Annotated in this window: 17 protein-coding genes and 1 pseudogene; 8 read left to right on the forward strand and 10 right to left on the reverse strand. The window is 60.7% G+C overall.

What is annotated here, in order from left to right; genetic code table 11:
• Positions 1–31: 31 nt before the first annotated feature.
• The 4 genes and pseudogenes from C4J90_RS01985 to C4J90_RS01995 form a co-directional block, all read right to left on the reverse strand.
• The gene (locus C4J90_RS01985; protein WP_124419093.1) at positions 32–1939 is read right to left on the reverse strand and encodes a methyl-accepting chemotaxis protein; all 1908 of its coding nucleotides are present in this window, start codon (positions 1937–1939) and stop codon (positions 32–34) included.
• A gap of 133 nt (positions 1940–2072) precedes the next feature.
• Positions 2073–2945, reverse strand: a complete 873-nt coding sequence (locus C4J90_RS27335; RefSeq protein ID WP_372237489.1) for a methyl-accepting chemotaxis protein — start codon at positions 2943–2945, stop codon at positions 2073–2075.
• A pseudogene (locus C4J90_RS27340) lies at positions 2931–3989 on the reverse strand (methyl-accepting chemotaxis protein); the annotation flags it as partial. The gene C4J90_RS27335 and the pseudogene C4J90_RS27340, both read right to left, overlap by 15 nt.
• A 109-nt stretch (positions 3990–4098) precedes the next feature.
• A complete protein-coding gene (locus C4J90_RS01995; protein WP_124419095.1) occupies positions 4099–5289 on the reverse strand; it encodes a murein transglycosylase A in 1191 nt (396 codons plus the stop codon).
• A gap of 126 nt (positions 5290–5415) precedes the next feature.
• On the opposite strand from C4J90_RS01995, the gene C4J90_RS02000 reads away from it, so the two are divergent.
• A complete protein-coding gene (locus C4J90_RS02000; protein WP_124419096.1) occupies positions 5416–5865 on the forward strand; it encodes a cytochrome c in 450 nt (149 codons plus the stop codon).
• A gap of 5 nt (positions 5866–5870) precedes the next feature.
• Here the strand turns inward: C4J90_RS02000 and C4J90_RS02005 are convergent, their stop codons facing one another.
• Together C4J90_RS02005 and ligB are read right to left on the reverse strand one after the other, a co-directional pair.
• Positions 5871–6266: a DUF1090 domain-containing protein gene (locus C4J90_RS02005; protein ID WP_124419097.1), complete on the reverse strand. Its 396-nt coding sequence runs from the start codon at positions 6264–6266 to the stop codon at positions 5871–5873.
• 39 nt (positions 6267–6305) lie between these two features.
• Positions 6306–7967 (reverse strand): NAD-dependent DNA ligase LigB, encoded by a 1662-nt coding sequence (gene ligB / locus C4J90_RS02010; RefSeq protein WP_124419098.1) that lies wholly within the window; start codon positions 7965–7967, stop codon positions 6306–6308.
• Between the two features lie 157 nt (positions 7968–8124).
• Here ligB and C4J90_RS02015 point away from each other — a divergent pair, with 157 nt between their 5' ends.
• The gene (locus tag C4J90_RS02015) at positions 8125–9456 is read left to right on the forward strand and encodes an IS4 family transposase (RefSeq protein WP_124419099.1); all 1332 of its coding nucleotides are present in this window, start codon (positions 8125–8127) and stop codon (positions 9454–9456) included.
• Here C4J90_RS02015 and C4J90_RS02020 read toward each other — a convergent pair.
• Genes C4J90_RS02020 through C4J90_RS02030 form a run of 3 tightly spaced genes read right to left on the reverse strand, consistent with a single transcriptional unit; the run spans position 9449 to position 11906 of the window.
• On the reverse strand, positions 9449–9649 hold the full coding sequence (locus C4J90_RS02020) for a hypothetical protein (RefSeq protein ID WP_124419100.1): 201 nt from the start codon (positions 9647–9649) through the stop codon (positions 9449–9451). The two genes, C4J90_RS02015 and C4J90_RS02020, sit on opposite strands and share 8 nt — an antisense overlap.
• 51 nt (positions 9650–9700) lie before the next feature.
• Positions 9701–10891, reverse strand: a complete 1191-nt coding sequence (gene metK / locus C4J90_RS02025; protein WP_124360902.1) for a methionine adenosyltransferase — start codon at positions 10889–10891, stop codon at positions 9701–9703.
• A 19-nt stretch (positions 10892–10910) separates the two neighbouring features.
• Positions 10911–11906 carry a metalloregulator ArsR/SmtB family transcription factor gene (locus C4J90_RS02030; protein WP_124360903.1) on the reverse strand — a complete coding sequence of 332 codons (996 nt, stop codon included), beginning with the start codon at positions 11904–11906 and terminating at the stop codon, positions 10911–10913.
• 259 nt (positions 11907–12165) lie between these two features.
• Here C4J90_RS02030 and tkt point away from each other — a divergent pair, with 259 nt between their 5' ends.
• The 6 genes from tkt to fba all read left to right on the forward strand — a co-directional run bounded on the left by tkt (position 12166) and on the right by fba (position 18559).
• On the forward strand, positions 12166–14163 hold the full coding sequence (tkt, locus tag C4J90_RS02035; protein ID WP_124360904.1) for a transketolase: 1998 nt from the start codon (positions 12166–12168) through the stop codon (positions 14161–14163).
• Positions 14164–14332: 169 nt separating this feature from the next.
• Positions 14333–15388 carry an erythrose-4-phosphate dehydrogenase gene (epd, locus tag C4J90_RS02040; protein WP_124360905.1) on the forward strand — a complete coding sequence of 352 codons (1056 nt, stop codon included), beginning with the start codon at positions 14333–14335 and terminating at the stop codon, positions 15386–15388.
• A 17-nt stretch (positions 15389–15405) separates the two neighbouring features.
• Positions 15406–16569, forward strand: coding sequence for a phosphoglycerate kinase (locus tag C4J90_RS02045; RefSeq protein WP_057014011.1), 1164 nt, complete (start codon positions 15406–15408; stop codon positions 16567–16569).
• A 31-nt stretch (positions 16570–16600) separates the two neighbouring features.
• Entirely contained in the window at positions 16601–16828 is a 228-nt protein-coding gene (locus C4J90_RS02050) for a hypothetical protein (protein WP_124360906.1), read from the forward strand.
• A 60-nt stretch (positions 16829–16888) separates the two neighbouring features.
• Entirely contained in the window at positions 16889–17221 is a 333-nt protein-coding gene (locus C4J90_RS02055; RefSeq protein WP_124419101.1) for an MliC family protein, read from the forward strand.
• A gap of 273 nt (positions 17222–17494) precedes the next feature.
• Complete coding sequence (gene fba, locus C4J90_RS02060) at positions 17495–18559, forward strand: class II fructose-bisphosphate aldolase (protein ID WP_003177554.1); 1065 nt, start codon at positions 17495–17497, stop codon at positions 18557–18559.
• A 234-nt stretch (positions 18560–18793) separates the two neighbouring features.
• Here fba and C4J90_RS02065 read toward each other — a convergent pair whose 3' ends face one another.
• The gene (locus tag C4J90_RS02065; RefSeq protein WP_124360908.1) at positions 18794–19459 is read right to left on the reverse strand and encodes a polysaccharide lyase family 7 protein; all 666 of its coding nucleotides are present in this window, start codon (positions 19457–19459) and stop codon (positions 18794–18796) included.
• Between the last annotated feature and the right edge of the window lie 82 nt (positions 19460–19541).

The raw sequence follows: 19541 nt of genomic DNA on the forward strand, positions 1-19541 counted from the left end.
CAAGCCCCCTCCCACATTGGATGGCGGTGTTTCAGAGCTTGAATTTGCCGATCAGCGTCTGCAGATCCAGGCTCAACCTTGTCAGCTGAACGCTCGCGGCCGCCGTTTCCTCGCTGGCGGCGGCGGTCTGTTCCGACACATCCCGCACCTTCAAGACACTGCGATTGATTTCCTCGGCCACCGCGCTTTGCTGTTCGGCGGCGGCGGCAATCTGCGGGTTCATTTCCTGGATGACCGATACCGTGCGGGCAATCGCTGCCAAGGCCTCGCCGGCGTCGCGAGTCAGGGCAACGCTGTTGTCGGTCAGGTTGCGACTGCTGTCCATGATGTCCGCGACCTGTTGGGTGCCGTTATGCAGCCCCAGGATCAGCCCTTCAATCTCTTCAGCCGATTCCTGTGTGCGCTGAGCCAGGCTGCGCACTTCATCGGCGACCACGGCAAACCCTCGCCCGGCAGTGCCTGCGCGCGCCGCTTCGATGGCGGCGTTCAGGGCGAGCAGGTTGGTCTGTTGGGACACGGACTTGATAACGTCCAGCACGCTGGCGATCTTTTCGCTCTCTTTTTGCAGAGCCAGCATCGCGCGGCCGGATAAGGCCATTTCACTGGCCAGGTTGCCGATTTGCTCAACCGCCTGGATGACTACCTGCTCGCCGGCGCCGGCCTGCTGGTCTGCTTCGTTCGCTGCAACGGACGCGCGTTCGGCATGGCGCGCCACTTCCTGGGCGGTGGCGAGCATTTCATTCATCGCCGTGGCCACTTGGTCGGTTTCATCTTTCTGATTGTTCAGCCCGTTGCGGGTCTGTTCAGTCACGGTGGATAACTGCGTCGCCGCACCGGCAATCTGCCGAGCGCTGTCACCGATGCTGCCGATCAGGCTGCGCAGGCTGTGGGTCATTTGGCCGATGCTGTGTTGCAGTTGGCCCAGTTCGTCGCGGCGCTCCACCTGGATATCGTGACTCAGGTCGCCGTTGGCGATACGGTTGGCGGAGGTCAGGACCTGGCGTAACGGTAAGACGATCTGCCGAGCAATCCACCAGGCGGCCAGGGTGCCGAGCAGCAACGCCACAGCGGTGACGCTTGTGAGCAGGGTATGGGTTTGTTTCACTTCCCGGTCGAGTTTAAAGGCCTGGGCCTGGCTTAACAGGTCGTTTTGTTCCAGGACTTGATCGAGTTGTTGTTCGAGTCGGTTCTGCACGGCCTCGGTATTAAGCTGGGCCTCCTTGAGCGCTATCAATTGCCCACGGTAGGCGGCCAATTGGGTTTTGAGCAAAGCCGCATCCACCGGGAGGGTCGTGACGGCCTCTTGCGCCGCCTCCATTGCATCGAGCGCCGTACTGACCGTTTGGGCATAGGCTTGCAATGAGTCGGCCGCCCACGCCGGGTTCTGGGTGCCATCATCGGCAAGTGTTATCGCCTGGCGCAGGTCTTCAATGGCATCAAGGGCTTTCTGGTTTTCCTGGTCGGGTAAATCACTGGCGAATTGGGCCAGGGTGTCGCCGGTCTGAAGGGCCATTTGTTTGAGCGGGCTGCGGGCGTTTTCACGACGTTCGACCAGGGACGGGAGCTCATTGAACTCGGCTTTTAATTCAGCTACCAGGCGCGTTGTTTCCTGAAGGTGCTGCTGGTCGGAGGGGGCTCTCATGTGGGTTGAGAGGTCAGCGACATACAGTTCGATTTTTCCGATGCGCGCGTTGATTTTGCTCAGGCTGGCCGTGTCCGCCTGTATTCGGTACACGATTCGTTCGGCACGCATGGCTTCGGCATCAACAGCCCACTGCCCCAATGTTGTCAGCTTGGAAGAGCGTTCAAGCACGGCATTCAGAGCTTGCCAGCTTGTCACAGCGATAGTGAGACTGAGGAACAGCACCAGGCCAAAACCCAGGGCGAGTTTGAGGCGGACGCTGATGTTGTCCAGCAAGCGAGTCAGCCAAGTAAACATGGTGAACCTCCAAATCTGAAAAGCGCTTAGCAACAGAGCAAACGCTAATCCGATTCGAGGTGAGGGCTGGCTGATAACTGTGTAGGAAATTTCACAAGATGCGGCGGCCTCAATCGGCCGCCGCTCAAGTCAGTCAGATGCGGAAGCGCCCGACCAGGGTTTGCAGGTAGATGCCCAGGCGTGCCAGCTCTGCGCTGGACGCCGCCGTTTCTTCGCTGGCCGAAGAGGTTTGTTCGGAAACATCGCGCACATTCAACACGCTGCGGTTGATCTCTTCGGCCACCGCGCTTTGCTGCTCGGCGGCCGTGGCGATCTGCGAGTTCATCGCCTGGATGGTCGAAACGGTGCGCGTGATGTTCTCCAATGCGCTGCCGGCGCGGCGGGTCAGTTCGACACTGCTGTCGGTCAGGCCGCGGCTGTTGTCCATGATGGTCGCCACCTGCTGAGTACCGTTTTGCAGGCCGACGATCAGTTCCTCGATCTCCTCGGTGGACTTCTGTGTGCGCTGGGCCAGGCTGCGCACTTCGTCGGCCACCACGGCGAAGCCACGCCCGGCTTCACCGGCACGCGCCGCTTCAATGGCCGCGTTCAGCGCCAGCAGGTTGGTTTGCTGGGCCACGGACTTGATCACGTCGAGCACGCTGCCGATTTTGTCGCTTTCGCGCTTCAGGTCGGCCATGGCGATCGTCGAATTGCCGACTTCGGTGGCCAGGCGCTCGATCTGGGCGATGGCTTCGCCAACCACCTTGTCGCCTTCACGGGCCTGCAGGTCGGCGGCTACGGCGGCTTCCGAGGCTTCTTCGGCATTGCGCGCAACTTCCTGCACGGTAGCGGCCATCTCGTTCATGGCCGTGGCTACCTGGTCGGTCTCGATCTTCTGACTGTTGACCCCGGCGCTGGTCTGTTCGGTCACTGCCGACAACTGCTCGGCGGCGCTGGCGATTTGCGTGACGCCATCGCTGATGCCGCCAATCAACTCGCGCAGGCCCACGGTCATGCTTTGCATGGCGCGTTGCAGTTGGCCGAGTTCATCCTGGCGGGTAGATTCCAGATTGTGGCTCAGGTCGCCCGAGGCTACGCGTTCGGCGACCTTGAGGGTTTGATTGAGCGGAATGATGATCTGGCGAGTGATGGCCCAGGCGGCGAAGAGACCAAAGCTCAGTGCCAGCAGGGCAGCCAGCAGCAACAGCTGTTTGGCTTGCGCGGCATCATTGTCGCGGACCACGGTTTGCGAGGCGGTGAGTGTGCTGCTGCGGTCCAGCAGAATGTCGCCTTGGACGTTCATGAGTTTCAGCGCAGCGGCGCTGGCCACCTGCGAGTCGCGGTACTGGCTGACAGCGGCGCGGTAGGCTTGCAACGAGGCACTGGCCTGTTGCAGGTTGGTCGAGAATTGGTCAGGTAGCTGGCCGTTAAGGGCGGCGATTTTCTTCAGCGTATTGTCGATGGCATCCAGCGCAGGCTGCTCGGCCTCGGCTTTGCCGCTGTAGGTGTAGCCGCGAACCTGGAACCGCGCCTGCTGGATCAGCTTGCTCAGATCGACGATGCTGTTGAACTGGCTGACGCTGTCGCCCTGTAACAGGGCCTTTTCCACTTCGCCGACTTTGAGCACTGCGTTGTCGGCGGTATCGCCGAGTTTGCTGCGCGCGTTTTCGCGATTGGCACCTGCCTGGACCATAGCGTCGAATGCACGCTTGTACTGGTCAACCGCCGCAAGTTGGTCATCGACCAACGCGATATCGGCGGGCTGTTCAATCAGCGCCCGCGCAGTTTTCAGGCCGCTTTCCAGTTGGCCGAGAAGGCCATTGACGGTTGCCGGGCCCTGTTCGCCACGACGCATTTCAAAGTCCAGTCGCGCGATGCGCAGGTCCTTGCTCAAGTCGTTGAGGCTGGCGATGTAGCCCAGTTTGTCGCCACGGCTTATCACGCTGGAAAGCCCGGTCCAGCCGGTGAGTGTGATGATTAACGTAAGCAGCAACACCAGGCCGAAGCCCACGCCCAGTTTGGTTTTGACGCTCACATTTCCGAGCTTTTCGGCCGACCAACGATACATGCTGCGAACTCCCCTGGAACAAGGCTTGGACTTATTCACAGGCTATCGGCATGTGCACGGGATTCTGTAGCGCCACCGATTCACTGGGGGAGGAGGCTTGCCCCGATCATCATAGAGCGTCCGTGACAGGCGCCTGAGGCAGCGCCGCACCCTTGGGCCACAACATCCAGATCTGCCCCTGTTGCTTCATGTTGCCCGCCAACTCGCCCGCTGCCTCGCCTGTGCCCCAGAACAAGTCTGCCCGCACTTCGCCGGTGATTGCGCCCCCGGTGTCCTGGGCTGCGACGGGTCTGGTGATGGCTGAACCGTCAGGTCTGGTGGTCGACAGCCACAACAGACTGCCCAGCGGAATCACCTTGCGGTCTACCGCCACGCTGTACCCCGCCGTCAATGGTACATTCAGCGACCCGCGCGGCCCTTCGTTGCTGTCGGGGCGGGCGCTGAAGAATACATAGCTGGGGTTGCTCGCCAGCAACTCTGGAATACGCTGCGGATGCGCCTTGGCCCAGGCGCTGATGGCGCCCATGCTCACCTCTTCTTTTTTCAGCTCGCCTTGCTCGATCAGCCAGCGGCCGATAGGGCGGTAGGGATAGCCGTTCTGGTCGCCATACCCCACACGCAGTTGACGCCCACCGGCCAGTTGAATACGCCCAGAGCCCTGGATCTGCAGGAACTGCAGGTCCATCGGATCGGTCAGCCAGGCTATCGGCTTGGCGGTCGAGCCTTGGCCGTTGATGGTGCTGGCATCGTCATACGGCTTGAGCATGCGGCCTTCCAGGCGGCCGCGCAGGCGTTTGCCCTTGAGTTCCGGGTAGATTGCTTCCAGGTTGACGATAATCAGGTCATCCGGCACGCCGTACACCGGCACATGCGCGGTGGCGGTTTCAGTCAGGCTGCCGGGATAGACCGGCTCGTAGTAGCCAGTGATCAGGCCGTTCGGGGTGTTGTCGGCTGAACGCAGGCCGAATACATCCAGGTGCTCTTTAAGAAACCCGCGAACCGCCACGGCATTGCCCGGTACGCTGGCTGCCGCTGCGCAGGTCGCGCCCCAGACCGGGTCGGCCTTGAGGCGCTGACAGGCACTGCGCCAGGATTCGAAGCCCGCCAGCAAGTCGCTGTCGGAAACCGCCGGCAGCGCTTCCCACGGAGCGCTCACGTAAGTGGCGACGGCATGGGGTTTGGGCGCCTCTTCTTTGGCTGTCTCTTTGCCAGCGTCTTTGCCCAGGTCGCAGCCGGCCAGCAGCGCGATCATCGGTAGAGCCCACGCCAGGCGGCTCCAGGGTTTCCAATTGACATTCATGCATGTAATTCCTGAAGCGATTGCCCGTGCTTTTTCGCGCTCGGGCAACCTTATTATTAATAGGGCTATTGGTCTTTGCGGAGGGGGCGGGGATACTGACCGCCGTTTCCGTGACCCTGAGCCACCATGACTTTAAAAAATATGACCGTTGTAGCGTTGGCCTGCCTGGCCTTGTCCGCCTGCGGCGGGGTTGATCCCAATTCCCCCCTGGGCCAGCGCAAGGCGATCTTCAAACAGATGCTCAAGACTGCCGAAGGCCTGGGCGGCATGTTGCGCGGGCGCATCCCTTTCGACGGCGCCCGGTTCGCCGACGGCGCGGTCAAGCTGGACGCGTTGTCCCATCAACCCTGGCAGCACTTCCCGAACGTGCGTGAAGAGGACCACACCAGTGCCAGGGACGAGGTGTGGCAAAAGCAGGCGCAGTTCCAGCAAATGGCCCGCGACCTTGAGGCGGCCACCGGTGAATTGGTGATCGCAAGCCAGGTCCAGCCCTATAAGGCCAGCAATCTGCAACCTGCAGTGCAGAAAGTTGAAGATGCCTGCAGCGCCTGCCATAAGCAGTTTCGGGACCACTGACCGGTTTACTGATCGAGTTCTTCCACCGCATCCTGCAGTTCTTTGCGCGATTCGGCGAGCTTGTCCTTGCGCTTGTTGATCTTGTCCGGATCGCCTTTTTTCATGGCCTTGTCGAGGTCGGCCTGACGGCGGCTGACTTCGTGCTTGGCATCCAGCACCTTGTTTTCGCGTTCTTTCTTCAGCGATGCGTCAGTGCAGTTGGCGGTGACCTCGCTCAGGGCTTTTTCCAGGCCGGCCTGTTGGGCGCTGTTGCCATGGGCCTTGGCCTGTTCGATCTGGGTGCTGATGGCCTGGCGCTTGGCGGCGCAGCCGGTCAGTTCGGGCGTTTCGTCGGCGGCCAGCAGCGGCGTGGCCATGAAGCTTGCGACAGTCAGTAAGGCAAGAGGGGCAAGAAATTTCATATAAGGACTCCAAGTAGCATTCAGAGGGTCGGGCCGGACTCAGAAACCGTCTATGCCGGCTCCACGTAATGTTTCAGCCAATGCCTGGACCTGCGGGTCGCGGAAAAAGGCGCTCAGTTGCGCTGCGCGGCCCGGGCCGATGCCGTCCGAGGCCAGCCAGGCTTGGGTGTCTTTGGCGACCAGCGTATGCCAGTCGCCCTCCAGGTTGTTGCGCGCCGCAGGCGGTACGCCCAGGGCTTTGAGCCACTGTGCAAACGGGCGTTGCCGGGCGCTGTGAATACTGTCGAGCACCCGCGCGCGGGTGCGTTCGCCGAAGCCATCAATGTTAGCAAGCTCTGCCGCATCCAGGGTCAACCAATCGAGAAAGCCTGCGATTAGACCGGCCTGGATCAATACGTTCCAGGTTTCCCGCCCCATATGTGGCAAGGCCAGGCCCTGGTTGCTGCTCAGCCAGGTGAGGCGCGAGAGCAGCTGCTCCTCGCAGCCAGGGTCCAGTTGCCAGCAGCTCAAGGCGTGAAAATCTCGAGTATCGGGTACTGGCACTTCCACTCGGGTGTTGTTGCGCAGGATCACCTCGTCGAGCCGGGGAATGACCTGGCCGGCAAGGCTGATGGATACCTGATCGCCGGGCCGGATGTCGAGGGCCTGCCAGTTTCTCAACGAACCCGCGCTGACCCGGCTGATTTGCCGGTCATCCAGTCGCACCGGTTCCAGTTCGAGAATCGGTGTGATACGCCCGGTACGCCCGATCCTGAACTGCACCTTACGCACCAGCGCCAGCGCCTTGATCGCTGGGTACTTCCAGGCCACCGCCCAGTAAGGTGCGCTGGCTTGCCAACGTTTGGCGGGTGCGCGCGCAGCCTGGTGCAACACCACCCCGTCGCTGGCGAACGGCAGCGGATGGTTGTACCAATGTGTACGCCAGCGCGTGGCATCGCTGATGCTGTCGATGGACTGGCTATACCGCTGGCTGTCGGTGAACCCCCACCGTGCCAGCGTGGCCAGGCGCTCGGTGAAGCCCGCCGGGCCTTCGGGCCAGGCCCAGACGAACAACCCGATCCCGCCCACCTCGGTGTCGCTCAATTGGCGTCGGTTCATCAAGCCGGCCACTTTGCTACGCGCGTTGAGCCCGCCGTTTGCCGACTGTACGTGACCGTCGAGGCGCCAGTAGAGCTCGCCTTGCAGCACGGCGTCGACGGGCTCCGGCAGTTGCTGGACGATTCCCGGCATCTTGCGCGCGGAAGCTGTCCAATCGTGACCGAGCAGACCGTCGCCGCGGCTGATGAGTTGGTGCAATTGGCCTTTGCGATACACCAGGGTCACGGCTACCCCGTCGACCTTGGGTTGAATCCAGACGTCCTGGCGGGTGCTGAGCCATTCACCCACAGCGGACGCGTCCAGCAGTTTGTCCAGGCCGGTGTGCGCGACCGGATGGCGCAAGGTGCCACGTGAGCTGGCCAGGGGGTTGTCAGCCTTGAGGGCGGGTTGGCGCGAACATTTGCGCCAATCTGCCAGGCGTTGGCGGGCTTGGTCGTAAAGTTCATCGCTGATGGGGGACTGCCCTTGTCGGTGATAAACGTCATCCCATTCGCTGACCTGCCTGGTCAACGTGTCGATTTGCGCTCGGGCATCATCGGGACAGTCTTCGGCCCAGGCCCAGCACGGTAGAAAGCCGATCAGGAGAACTATAAAAAAACGCATCGTGAGCATCCTTGCTCGAAAAGGGTGCTCAGCCTAAGTGATCCGCATGGCGACAAAAAAGCCTCCACTGAACGGTAATGCTGTTCACTTAAGCATTTGAGCTAAAGCGGGGCTTCCTAGAAAATCCGATGCCAGACCTCTGGCATCGGATTTTTTTATGTCTGTTCAACAGGACCTGCTCGACCTCGGCGACCTTTTCAACTTCTGCGACCTAAGCACTTTCACCCAGAACATCCCCATTGAATGGGTTGCGTCTGCGCTGGATCTATCCAGTCAGGCCACTATTCGTCGGCGTCGCTTGCCCGCCGATCAGGTGCTTTGGTTGGTGCTTGGCATGGCGTTGTTTCGTGATGAGCCTGTCCATGAGGTCGCTAGACGGTTGAACATTTGCGCTCAAGGCCTCGCCTCCGACCACTTGTTGGCCCGAAGCGGCGTCACTGAAGCCCGCAAGCGACTAGGGGCCGATCCCGTTGAGTGGTTATTCCGTAAAACCGGCACTCAATGGGGCTTGGAGCGCTACGACGAGGACGACTGGCACGGTTTGCAGGTCTTCGCGGTGGACGGTGCGCTCTTGCGCACGCCGGACACACCCGAGCTTCGAGATCATTTCGGGTCAGGAAATACGCCCAGTGATCGTCAGACTCCCTTCCCCATGATGCGCTTGGTAGCGCTGATGAACGTGCGTTCGCACTTAATCCTGGATGCACAATTAGGGCCTTACCGGCGCAATGAAATGCGCTTGGCCGACGAGTTTTTGCAGCAAGTCCCCGACCACTCCGTGACGCTATTCGATAAAGGATTTTGGGGCGCAGAAATGCTGTTGAGCCTGAGTAACACCGGAACCCACCGTCATTGGTTGATTCCCGCCAAAAAAGGCATGGTCTGTGAAGAAGTGATCCGTTACGGCGAGCACGACCGCTTGGTGCGCATGAAGGTCTCACCGCAAGCCAGAAAGAGAAATCCGGCTCTTGGCACCCACTGGGAAGCCCGCGAAGTCAGCTATGAAATCCAAGGCAGATTAAAAACTGTCATGACGTCGTTACCAGCCAACACCTACAGCACCAAGGTCGTTGCCAAACTTTATCAGGAACGCTGGGAAATCGAATTGGGCTTTAGGGATATCAAAAGCTCTATGCAGCAGAATGCCGTGACCTTGCGCAGTAAAAAAATCGACTTGGTCTATCAGGAGGTCTGGGGGCTTTTACTCGCTTACAACGTGATTCGCCGGGAGGCCGGTCAAGCAGCGGTAGCGTTTGGTCGAGCTCCGTCGGACATACGCTTTAAGCCCGTTTGCCAGTATATCGCCGTGCAGTTGATCGTGATGGCGGCAGCCAATCCGGTATCAGCCACAGGCAGACGCTTGGCCGAACTAAGGAAGGGTATCGGCAGCTTGTTTCTGGATCACCGCCCCAGACCTGCAAGGCCGAGGACGGTGAAGATCTCAAAAACCCGATTTCCAGTGGATCGCAATGCTGCTCCGCTTAAGTGAACAGCATTACCACTGAACGGGGCTTTTTACCGGGTGTTTCTGCTTGCTTGAACAGGCCGTCCAGCGCGTTCATCGCGCCGTTGTTTTCAGCCTTGGCCTGCTGCTTTTGCTGGCCCGCGTCGACTCTGGCCTGAGTTTCATCGATTTTGTTGCAACCTTTGTTGCTCGCTCCAGCGCGGCCTGAATCCAACACGTAAAAAAGCCCCGCCGGGTTAACCCGGCAGGGCTTGGCGAGCCACAGCGATTACAGGCCGGCAGCAGTACGCAGGTCGTTGGCGCGGTCGGTTTTTTCCCAGGTGAAGGTGGTGAAGGTGTCGTCGCCGACCGTCTTCTGCGCAGGGGTACGACCGAAGTGGCCGTAGGCTGCGGTTTCCTGGTACATCGGGTGCAGCAGGTCGAGCATGGTGGTGATCGCGTATGGGCGCAGGTCGAAGATCTCGCGCACCAGCTTGACGATCTTGTCATCGCTGATCTTGCCGGTACCGAAGGTATTCAGCGAGATCGAAGTAGGCTGGGCCACGCCGATGGCGTAGGACACCTGAATCTCGCAACGTTCAGCCAGGCCGGCGGCGACGATGTTCTTGGCCACGTAACGACCGGCGTAGGCTGCGGAACGGTCGACCTTGGAGGGATCCTTGCCGGAGAACGCGCCACCACCGTGACGGGCCATGCCGCCGTAGCTGTCAACGATGATCTTGCGACCGGTCAGGCCGCAGTCGCCCACCGGGCCGCCGATGATGAACTGGCCGGTCGGGTTGATGTGGAACTGGGTGTCCTTGGTCAGCAGCTCGGCAGGCAGTACGTGCTTGACGATCAGCTCCATCACGCCTTCGCGCAGGTCTTTGTAGGAGACATCCGGGTTGTGCTGGGTGGACAGTACGACGGCGTCGATACCCACCACTTTGCCGCCTTCGTAGCGGCAGGTGACCTGGGACTTGGCGTCCGGGCGCAGCCACGGCAGCAGGCCGGATTTACGTGCTTCGGCCTGGCGCTGTACCAACTGGTGAGAGAAGGTGATCGGTGCGGGCATCAGCACCTCGGTTTCGTTGCTGGCGTAGCCGAACATCAGGCCCTGGTCGCCAGCGCCTTGATCTTCAGGCTTGGCGCGGTCGACGCCCTGGTTGATGTCGGGGGACTGCTTGCCGATGATGTTCATCACGCCGCAGGTCGCGCCGTCAAAGCCGACGTCGGAGCTGTTGTAGCCGATGTCGGTGATCACGTCGCGCACGATCTGTTCCAGGTCGACCCAGGCCGTGGTGGTGACCTCGCCGGCGATGATCGCCACGCCCGTTTTCACCAGAGTCTCGCACGCCACACGGGCGAACTTGTCTTCAGCAATGATGGCGTCCAGCACCGCGTCAGAAATCTGGTCGGCGATTTTGTCCGGATGCCCTTCAGACACGGACTCGGAGGTGAAAAGGGAGTATTCGCTCATCTCGATGTTTTCCTGATATTTACCGATGGTGAGTGTCGCCAGCCGGTCGCTGAAAATGGCGGACCTGAATCTGGAAACCATTACGTAAACCTACATAGAGGCTTTCCCCGGGAACGAGTCCCGCAGCGGTGGCCCAACGGGCCAGATCGTCCTGTTCAAAACCCAACCAGAGATCACCGCAGGCCTCCCTGGCCCAATTCTGGTTGTGGCTGCATAAATCCGTTACCAGCAGGCTGCCGCCGGGGTGCAGCAACCCGGCCATTTGCTTGAGCGCGTCGGCGGGGACGGCAAAGTGGTGCAAGACCATGTTCAGTACCACGCAATCGGCCCGCAGGCGGGTGTCGCTCAAGGCGTCGGCCAGTTGCAGGCGGACATTGCCCAACGCCTCGCGTTCACACAGCTGGCGCGCCAGTTCAAGCATCGCCGGGCTGTTGTCCAGCGCCGTCACCTGGCCAAAGCGCCGCGCCAGGTCCGGCAGGAAACCGCCGTCGCCAGGGCCGACTTCCAGGGCTGTGGCCTCATTGCTGAAGCTCAGCTTGTCCAGCAGCGCCAGTACGCTTTCGCGGTACTGGGGCAAGCCGGCGATCAGGTCTTGCTGAGCACGAAATTTCTCGGCAACCCGTGCGAAAAAATCCTGGCTGGCAGCGGCGCGTTGTCCGTGAACCTGACTGACGCGTGACTGTACGTCGCTCGGCAGGTCCAGGCTGTCCACCTCGTCGAGCAGGGCGGCGTGCAGTTTGCCGCCGAGCAGTTCGGTGTGGGGCAGGGCGCGACGGTAAAAAATTGCATTGCCTTCGCGGCGGGTCGCCACCAGGTCGGCCTGGGCCAGTACCTTCAGATGATGGCTCATGCCGGACTGGCCGATGGCGAAGATCTGCGCCAGTTCCAATACGCCGAAGGAATCGTTGGCCAGTGCGCGCAATACGTTCAAGCGCAGCGGATCACCTGCAGCCTTGCAAAGGGCAGCCAGTTCATCGCCGTCGTCAGGACGCAGGGAGGGCACAGGTAGGTTCATAAGGCCAGCAGTCTAGTGACGGGTGGTAATCGCCGCAAGGCCAATATCAAAAAGTTTTGATATTGATCGATAAGTGGCAGTTATAAGCGGGCGCTATAACCTTTGGACGAACCGGCATCCGGGTTCTGCAAGGGATTGGCGGGCAAACCACAGGAAAAACCGCTTCAAGTGACTATCTGTCATTGCCCGCAGGCGGTGGCTGAGGGAAAATGCCGGTCCTTTTTTCCGTTTCTTTGTTCAAGCCCCCAGGAGATCAGCGATGCCCAGCCGTCGTGAGCGTGCCAACGCCATTCGTGCCCTCAGCATGGATGCCGTGCAAAAAGCCAACAGCGGCCATCCCGGTGCCCCGATGGGCATGGCGGATATCGCCGAAGTACTTTGGCGTGACTACCTGAAGCACAACCCGAGCAACCCGTCGTTCGCCGACCGTGACCGTTTCGTACTGTCCAACGGCCACGGCTCGATGCTGATCTACTCGCTGCTGCACCTGAGCGGCTACGACGTCACCATCGATGACCTCAAGAGCTTCCGCCAGTTGCACAGCCGCACCCCGGGCCACCCGGAATTCGGCTACACCCCAGGCGTCGAGACCACCACCGGTCCCCTGGGCCAGGGCCTGGCAAATGCGGTTGGCTTCGCGCTGGCTGAAAAAGTCCTGGGCGCGCAGTTCAACCGCCCCGGCCACGATATCGTCGATCATCACACCTACGTATTTTTGGGTGATGGTTGCATGATGGAAGGCATTTCCCACGAAGTCGCTTCCCTGGCCGGCACCTTGGGCCTGGGCAAGCTGATTGCCTTCTACGATGACAACGGCATTTCCATCGACGGCGAAGTTGAAGGCTGGTTCACCGATGACACCCCCAAGCGTTTCGAAGCCTACAACTGGCAGGTGATCCGCAACGTTGACGGCCACGATCCGGAAGAAATCAAGATCGCCATCGACACCGCTCGCAAGAGCGCGCAGCCGACCCTGATCTGCTGCAAGACCACCATCGGCTTCGGTTCGCCGAACAAGCAAGGCAAGGAAGACTGCCACGGCGCCCCGCTGGGTGACGCGGAAATCGCCCTGACCCGCGAAGCGCTGAAGTGGAACCACGGCCCGTTCGAGATCCCGGCCGACATCTACGCCGAGTGGGACGCCAAGGAAAAAGGCCTGGCCACCGAAGCCGAGTGGGACCAGCGCTTCGCTGCCTATTCCGCCGAATTCCCTGAGCTTGCCAATGAGCTGGTACGCCGCCTGGCCGGTGACCTGCCGGCCGATTTCTCGGAAAAAGCCTCGGCCTACATCGCCGAAGTCGCGGCCAAGGGCGAGACCATCGCCAGCCGTAAAGCCAGCCAGAACACCCTGAACGCCTTTGGCCCGCTGCTGCCTGAGTTCCTTGGCGGTTCGGCCGACCTGGCCGGTTCCAACCTGACCCTGTGGAAAGGCTGCAAAGGCGTGTCGGCTGAAGACGCCAGCGGCAACTACATGTACTACGGCGTGCGCGAGTTCGGTATGAGCGCCATCATGAACGGCGTGTCGCTGCACGGCGGGCTGGTGCCTTACGGCGCGACCTTCCTGATGTTCATGGAGTACGCCCGTAACGCGGTACGTATGGCCGCGCTGATGAAGAAGCGCGTGATCCATGTGTACACCCACGACTCCATCGGCCTGGGCGAAGACGGCCCGACGCACCAGCCGGTCGAGCAATTGACCAGCCTGCGCACCACGCCGAACCTGGATTGCTGGCGCCCTGCCGACGCGGTGGAATCCGCCGTGGCCTGGAAGCACGCGATCGAGCGCAAGGACGGCCCTTCGGCGCTGATCTTCTCGCGCCAGAACCTGCAACACCAGGTGCGTACCGACGCGCAAATCGCCGACATCAGCCGCGGCGGCTACGTACTCAAGGACTGCATCGGCGAGCCGGAGCTGATCCTGATCTCCACCGGTTCCGAAGTGGGCCTGACCGTTCAGGCGTACGACAAGCTGACCGCTCAGGGCCGCAACGTGCGCGTGGTGTCCATGCCCTGCACCAGCGTGTTCGAAGCCCAGGACGCCGGCTACAAGCAATCGGTATTGCCGTTGCAGGTCAGCGCGCGTATCGCCATTGAGGCGGCTCACGCCGACTACTGGTACAAGTACGTAGGCCTGGAAGGTCGCGTGATCGGCATGACCACCTACGGTGAGTCGGCGCCGGCACCCGCCTTGTTCGAAGAGTTCGGTTTCACCTTGGAAAACATCCTGGGCCAGGCTGAAGAGCTGTTGGAAGACTAAGGCGCTAACGCGGTGGCCCACTGACCACCGCCTCTACTGTAGGAGCGAGCTTGCTCGCGAAGATCGTTAACGATAACGCAGCGTTTCTGGTTTAACGCGGCGCTCTCAAGTTCTTCGCGAGCAAGCTCGCTCCTACAGTGGTTTGTGTCGCCCCTACTGCGAGAACCCCATGCCCCAACCACGTCCCTACAAAGTTGCACTCAACGGCTACGGCCGCATTGGTCGTTGCGTCTTGCGTGCTCTGTTCGAGCGAGGGGCGGCGGCAGGGTTTGAAATTGTTGCGATCAACGACTTGGCCGACATGGCCAGTATCGAATACCTGACACGCTTTGACTCCACTCATGGCCGCTTTCCCGGCGAAGTGCGGGTCGAGGGCGATTGTCTGCATATCAATGGCGACTGCGTAAAAGTACTGCGCAGTGCCACCCCCGAGGGCATCGACTGGGCGGCGCTGGGTGTCGACCTGGTGTTGGAATGCTCCGGTGCCTACCACACCCGTGCCGACGGCCAGCGTTTTCTCGATGCCGGCGCTCCGCGCGTGCTGTTTTCCCAGCCGATGGCCAGCGAGGCGGATGTGGACGCCACCGTCGTCTACGGCATCAACCAGGACTGCCTGACCGGCGCCGAGCTGCTGGTGTCCAACGCCTCGTGCACCACCAACTGCAGCGTGCCGTTATTGCGCCTGCTGGACCAGGCGATCGGCCTGGACTACGTGTCGATCACCACGATCCACTCGGCCATGAACGACCAGCCGGTGATCGACGCCTATCACCACGAAGACCTGCGCCGCACGCGCTCGGCGTTCCAGTCAGTGATTCCGGTGTCCACCGGCCTGGCGCGTGGTATCGAGCGATTGCTGCCGGAACTTGCCGGGCGAATCCAGGCCAAAGCGGTACGGGTGCCGACGGTGAACGTGTCCTGTCTGGACATCACCATGCAAACCGTGAGCGATACCGATGCGGTGGAGGTCAACCGGATATTGCGCGACGCCGCCACCAGCGGCCCGCTCAAAGGCTTGCTGGCCTACACCGAGTTGCCCCACGCCAGCTGCGATTTCAATCATGACCCGCATTCGGCGATTGTCGATGCCAGCCAGACCCGCGTTTCCGGCCCGAGGCTGGTGAACATCCTGGCCTGGTTCGACAACGAATGGGGCTTTGCCAACCGAATGCTCGACGTTGCAGAACACTATCTGCAAGTGGCTTCCAAACAACCTCAACAGTAATTCAGGAACTGCGACCCATGACCGTGTTGAAGATGACCGACCTCGATCTGCAAGGTAAGCGCGTACTGATTCGCGAAGACCTCAACGTCCCAGTCAAGGACGGTGTTGTCACCAGCGATGCGCGAATCCTGGCCTCGCTGCCGACCATCAAGCTGGCCCTGGAAAAAGGCGCGGCCGTGATGGTCTGCTCCCACCTGGGTCGCCCGACCGAAGGTGAGTTCTCCGCCGAAAACAGCCTCAAGCCTGTGGCCGAATACCTGAGCAAGGCCCTGGGCCGCGACGTACCGTTGGTGGCTGACTACCTGGGCGGCGTTGACGTCAAGCCTGGCGACATCGTGCTGTTCGAAAACGTGCGCTTCAACAAGGGCGAGAAAAAGAACAGCGACGAGCTGGCCCAGCAATACGCGGCGCTGTGCGACGTATTCGTGATGGACGCCTTTGGCACCGCCCACCGCGCCGAAGGCTCGACCCACGGCGTGGCCAAGTTCGCCAAGGTCGCCGCTGCCGGCCCGCTGTTGGCCGCTGAGCTGGATGCGCTGGGCAAGGCCCTGGGCGCTCCGGCGCAACCGATGGCCGCCATCGTCGCCGGTTCCAAAGTCTCCACCAAGCTGGACGTACTCAACAGCCTCAGCCAGATCTGCAACCAGTTGATCGTCGGTGGCGGCATTGCCAACACCTTCCTGGCCGCAGCCGGCCATCCGGTGGGCAAATCGCTGTACGAGCCGGACCTGCTCGATACCGCACGCGCCATCGCCGCCAAGGTCAGCGTGCCGCTGCCGGTGGACGTGGTGGTCGCCAAGGAATTCGCCGAAAGCGCCGAAGCCACCGTCAAGCTCATCGCTGACGTGGCCGACGACGACATGATCCTGGATATCGGGCCGCAAACCGCAGCCAACTTCGCTGAGCTGTTGAAAGCCTCCCAGACCATTCTGTGGAACGGCCCGGTCGGCGTATTCGAATTCGACCAATTCGGCAACGGCACCAAGGTGTTGGCCAAAGCCATCGCTGAAAGCTCGGCATTCTCCATCGCGGGGGGTGGCGACACTCTGGCGGCCATCGATAAATATGGCGTTGCTGATCAGATCTCCTACATTTCTACCGGTGGCGGTGCGTTCCTCGAGTTCGTCGAGGGCAAAGTACTGCCGGCCGTTGAAGTGCTGGAAACCCGAGCCAAAGGTTAAGGCGCGCGTGATCAGGAAAAAGGAGCGTCCCATGATCAAGTCGTTGGCACTGGTGATAGCAGTGGGCCTGTTGGCCGGCTGCAGCAGCACGCCAAGCGCAGCGCCCGAGGCGGATAAAGCCACGGCGCCGCTGAAAAAAAACTGCTACCAGGCCGACTGGCAAGCCGAGACCATGCCGGTGATCAACAAGCGCATGGGCAATGAACGGCTGGAGAAATACGACTCCGCGCCCAACGGTCAGGAACAGGGTTGCCCTTGACGGGTCTGATCCACTAACCCACAGCAATGGCGGCCTTGTGTCGCCCTGCGAGGATAGGCAATGAAAGGCGCTATCGCCCTGGCAACCCTGGCCTTGTTGGCCGGTTGCAGCAGCATGAACATGTTCGACAAGGCTGGGCCGGAAGGTAAATGGACGACGTGGACCTGCGACAGCAAGGCCGAGATCAATTGGCGCTTCGCCAACCCGGCCCGCACTGAGGTGGATGTACGCCTCGGCGGTTCCGACCAGGTTTATCGCCTCAAGGAGGACGTGGCGGCTTCGGGTGTGCTGTACAGCGATGGCCAACTGGCCTTTCATACCAAGGGTGAGGAAGGCCTGGTCTACTGGGTGGCCACAGATGATCTGATTGGGCGCGGCTGCAAGGCCCAATAAGATTTCGAATTTGATGAGATCCAAATGTGGGAGGGGGCTTGCTCCCGATTACGGTAGGTCAGCCAGCACACAGGTGTCTGGCAAACCGCTATCGGGAGCAAGCCCCCTCCCACATTAAATCCGGTTCCAAAGTGACATAGGTTGTGAGCCGGACACTGCAATAACGATTCAGCAGCACAAGGCTCAACCCCTTGATCTGCAATAACTTGAATAGCAGCCGCCGCTACGGCAGGCTTGCACGATTAACGACCCTCGACCGGGAGAGACAACACAATGGCACTTATCAGCATGCGTCAAATGCTGGACCACGCAGCCGAGTTCGGCTACGGCGTTCCAGCCTTTAACGTCAACAACCTTGAGCAGATGCGCGCCATCATGGAAGCCGCTGACAAGACCGACTCCCCCGTGATCGTCCAGGCTTCGGCCGGTGCCCGCAAATACGCCGGTGCGCCGTTCCTGCGCCACCTGATCCTCGCGGCCATCGAAGAATTCCCGCACATCCCGGTGTGCATGCACCAGGACCACGGCACCAGCCCTGACGTGTGCCAGCGCTCAATCCAGCTGGGCTTCAGCTCGGTGATGATGGACGGCTCTCTCGGCGAAGACGGCAAGACCCCGACCGACTACGAGTACAACGTACGCGTCACCCAACAAACCGTGGCCATGGCTCACGCCTGCGGCGTATCGGTTGAAGGCGAGCTGGGCTGCCTGGGCTCCCTGGAAACCGGCATGGCCGGCGAAGAAGACGGCATCGGCGCCGAAGGCGTGCTGGATCACAGCCAGATGCTGACCGACCCGGAGGAAGCCGCCGACTTCGTCAAGAAGACCCAGGTAGATGCCCTGGCCATCGCCATCGGCACCAGCCATGGCGCCTACAAGTTCACCAAGCCACCGACCGGCGACGTGCTGGCCATCGACCGCATCAAGGAAATCCACAAACGCATCCCCAACACCCACCTGGTGATGCACGGTTCCTCCTCGGTACCGCAAGAGTGGCTGGCGATCATCAACCAGTACGGTGGCGACATCAAAGAAACCTACGGCGTACCGGTTGAAGAAATCGTCGAAGGCATCAAGTACGGCGTGCGCAAGGTCAACATCGACACCGACCTGCGTCTGGCCTCCACGGGCGCAATGCGTCGCCTGATGGCGACCAACCCGAGCGAATTTGACCCACGTAAATTCTTCGGCGCTACCGTGACTGCCATGCGTGATGTGTGTATTGCACGTTATGAAGCGTTTGGTACTGCCGGTAATGCTTCGAAGATCAAGCCGATCTCGTTGGAAGCGATGTATCAGCGGTATTTGAAAGGTGAGTTGAACGCTAAGGTCAACTAAGCCTCAGCGTTTAAAAGGAAGCCCGCAGTGATGCGGGCTTTTTTGTGCTTGGAGATGGCAGGCCGCAACGGAGCCGTAGGACGAGCGCCGCGTGCTCAGGCTACGCGATCCAAATGTGGGAGGGGGCTTGCCCCCGATGGCTGTGTATCAGCTAACACATTCAGAGACTGACCCACCGCTATCGGGGGCAAGCCCCCTCCCACAGGGTTCATCGGAACTTGCCTACTCACGATTTTACTCGTGATCAATATCCAACTTCGCAAACGTCACCTTTGCCCCTTCCTTGCTATCCCCGCTGTTGTCCTGCACATACACCCCCGCCTTGAAGTACAACGGCTTGTCGGCCCAGGCTGCGCCGATGCGTTCATTCCACTCACTGTCGGCTGCGTACACGCTGAGCAGCCCGGCTTTGTTGAGGTTGATCACATAGGTGAAGGTCTTTTCCAGTGGCACATTGGAGGCAACGATGATTACCCGGCTTTCAGATTCGTCCGGGCGCATGCGCACTTTGGCGACGATGTTGCCGGTCTGGGTTTTTTCCTTGAACTGGTACTCCAGTTTGATCAGCGGTTTCTGACTGTCGTAGGCGTGGATCTGGCCGATCACAACCTTGCCGGTGGACGGTACCTGGTTGACGGTGAGCGTGGCGCGCAGGAAGTTATCGGCTTCGGGGTAGGTCCAGTTGCGCAAGCGCCCGTCGGCGTAGGTTTCGCGCAGTTCGCTGCGCGGGTAGATGGCGTTTTCCGTGCGGGTGCCGGTGACAGGGGTCCAGAACTGCACATCGCTGCCTTCGGCCTGGAAATACTGGTCATTGAAGCCGTTGAGCAGCTTCGGGGTTTCGATGGTCGTGGGCGGGGAGCCGACCGGAATGCTCAGGTTCCAGGTGGAAAGGTCGATCATGGTGTTGGCCTTTTACGAGGGGTGAAAGCTTTAGCCCGAGGGCTGCACAGGTTCTTTATAGGTGGTGTTAACCAAGTTGTTA

The sequence above is a fragment of the Pseudomonas sp. R2-60-08W genome, from assembly GCF_003852335.1.
Lineage (GTDB): Bacteria > Pseudomonadota > Gammaproteobacteria > Pseudomonadales > Pseudomonadaceae > Aquipseudomonas.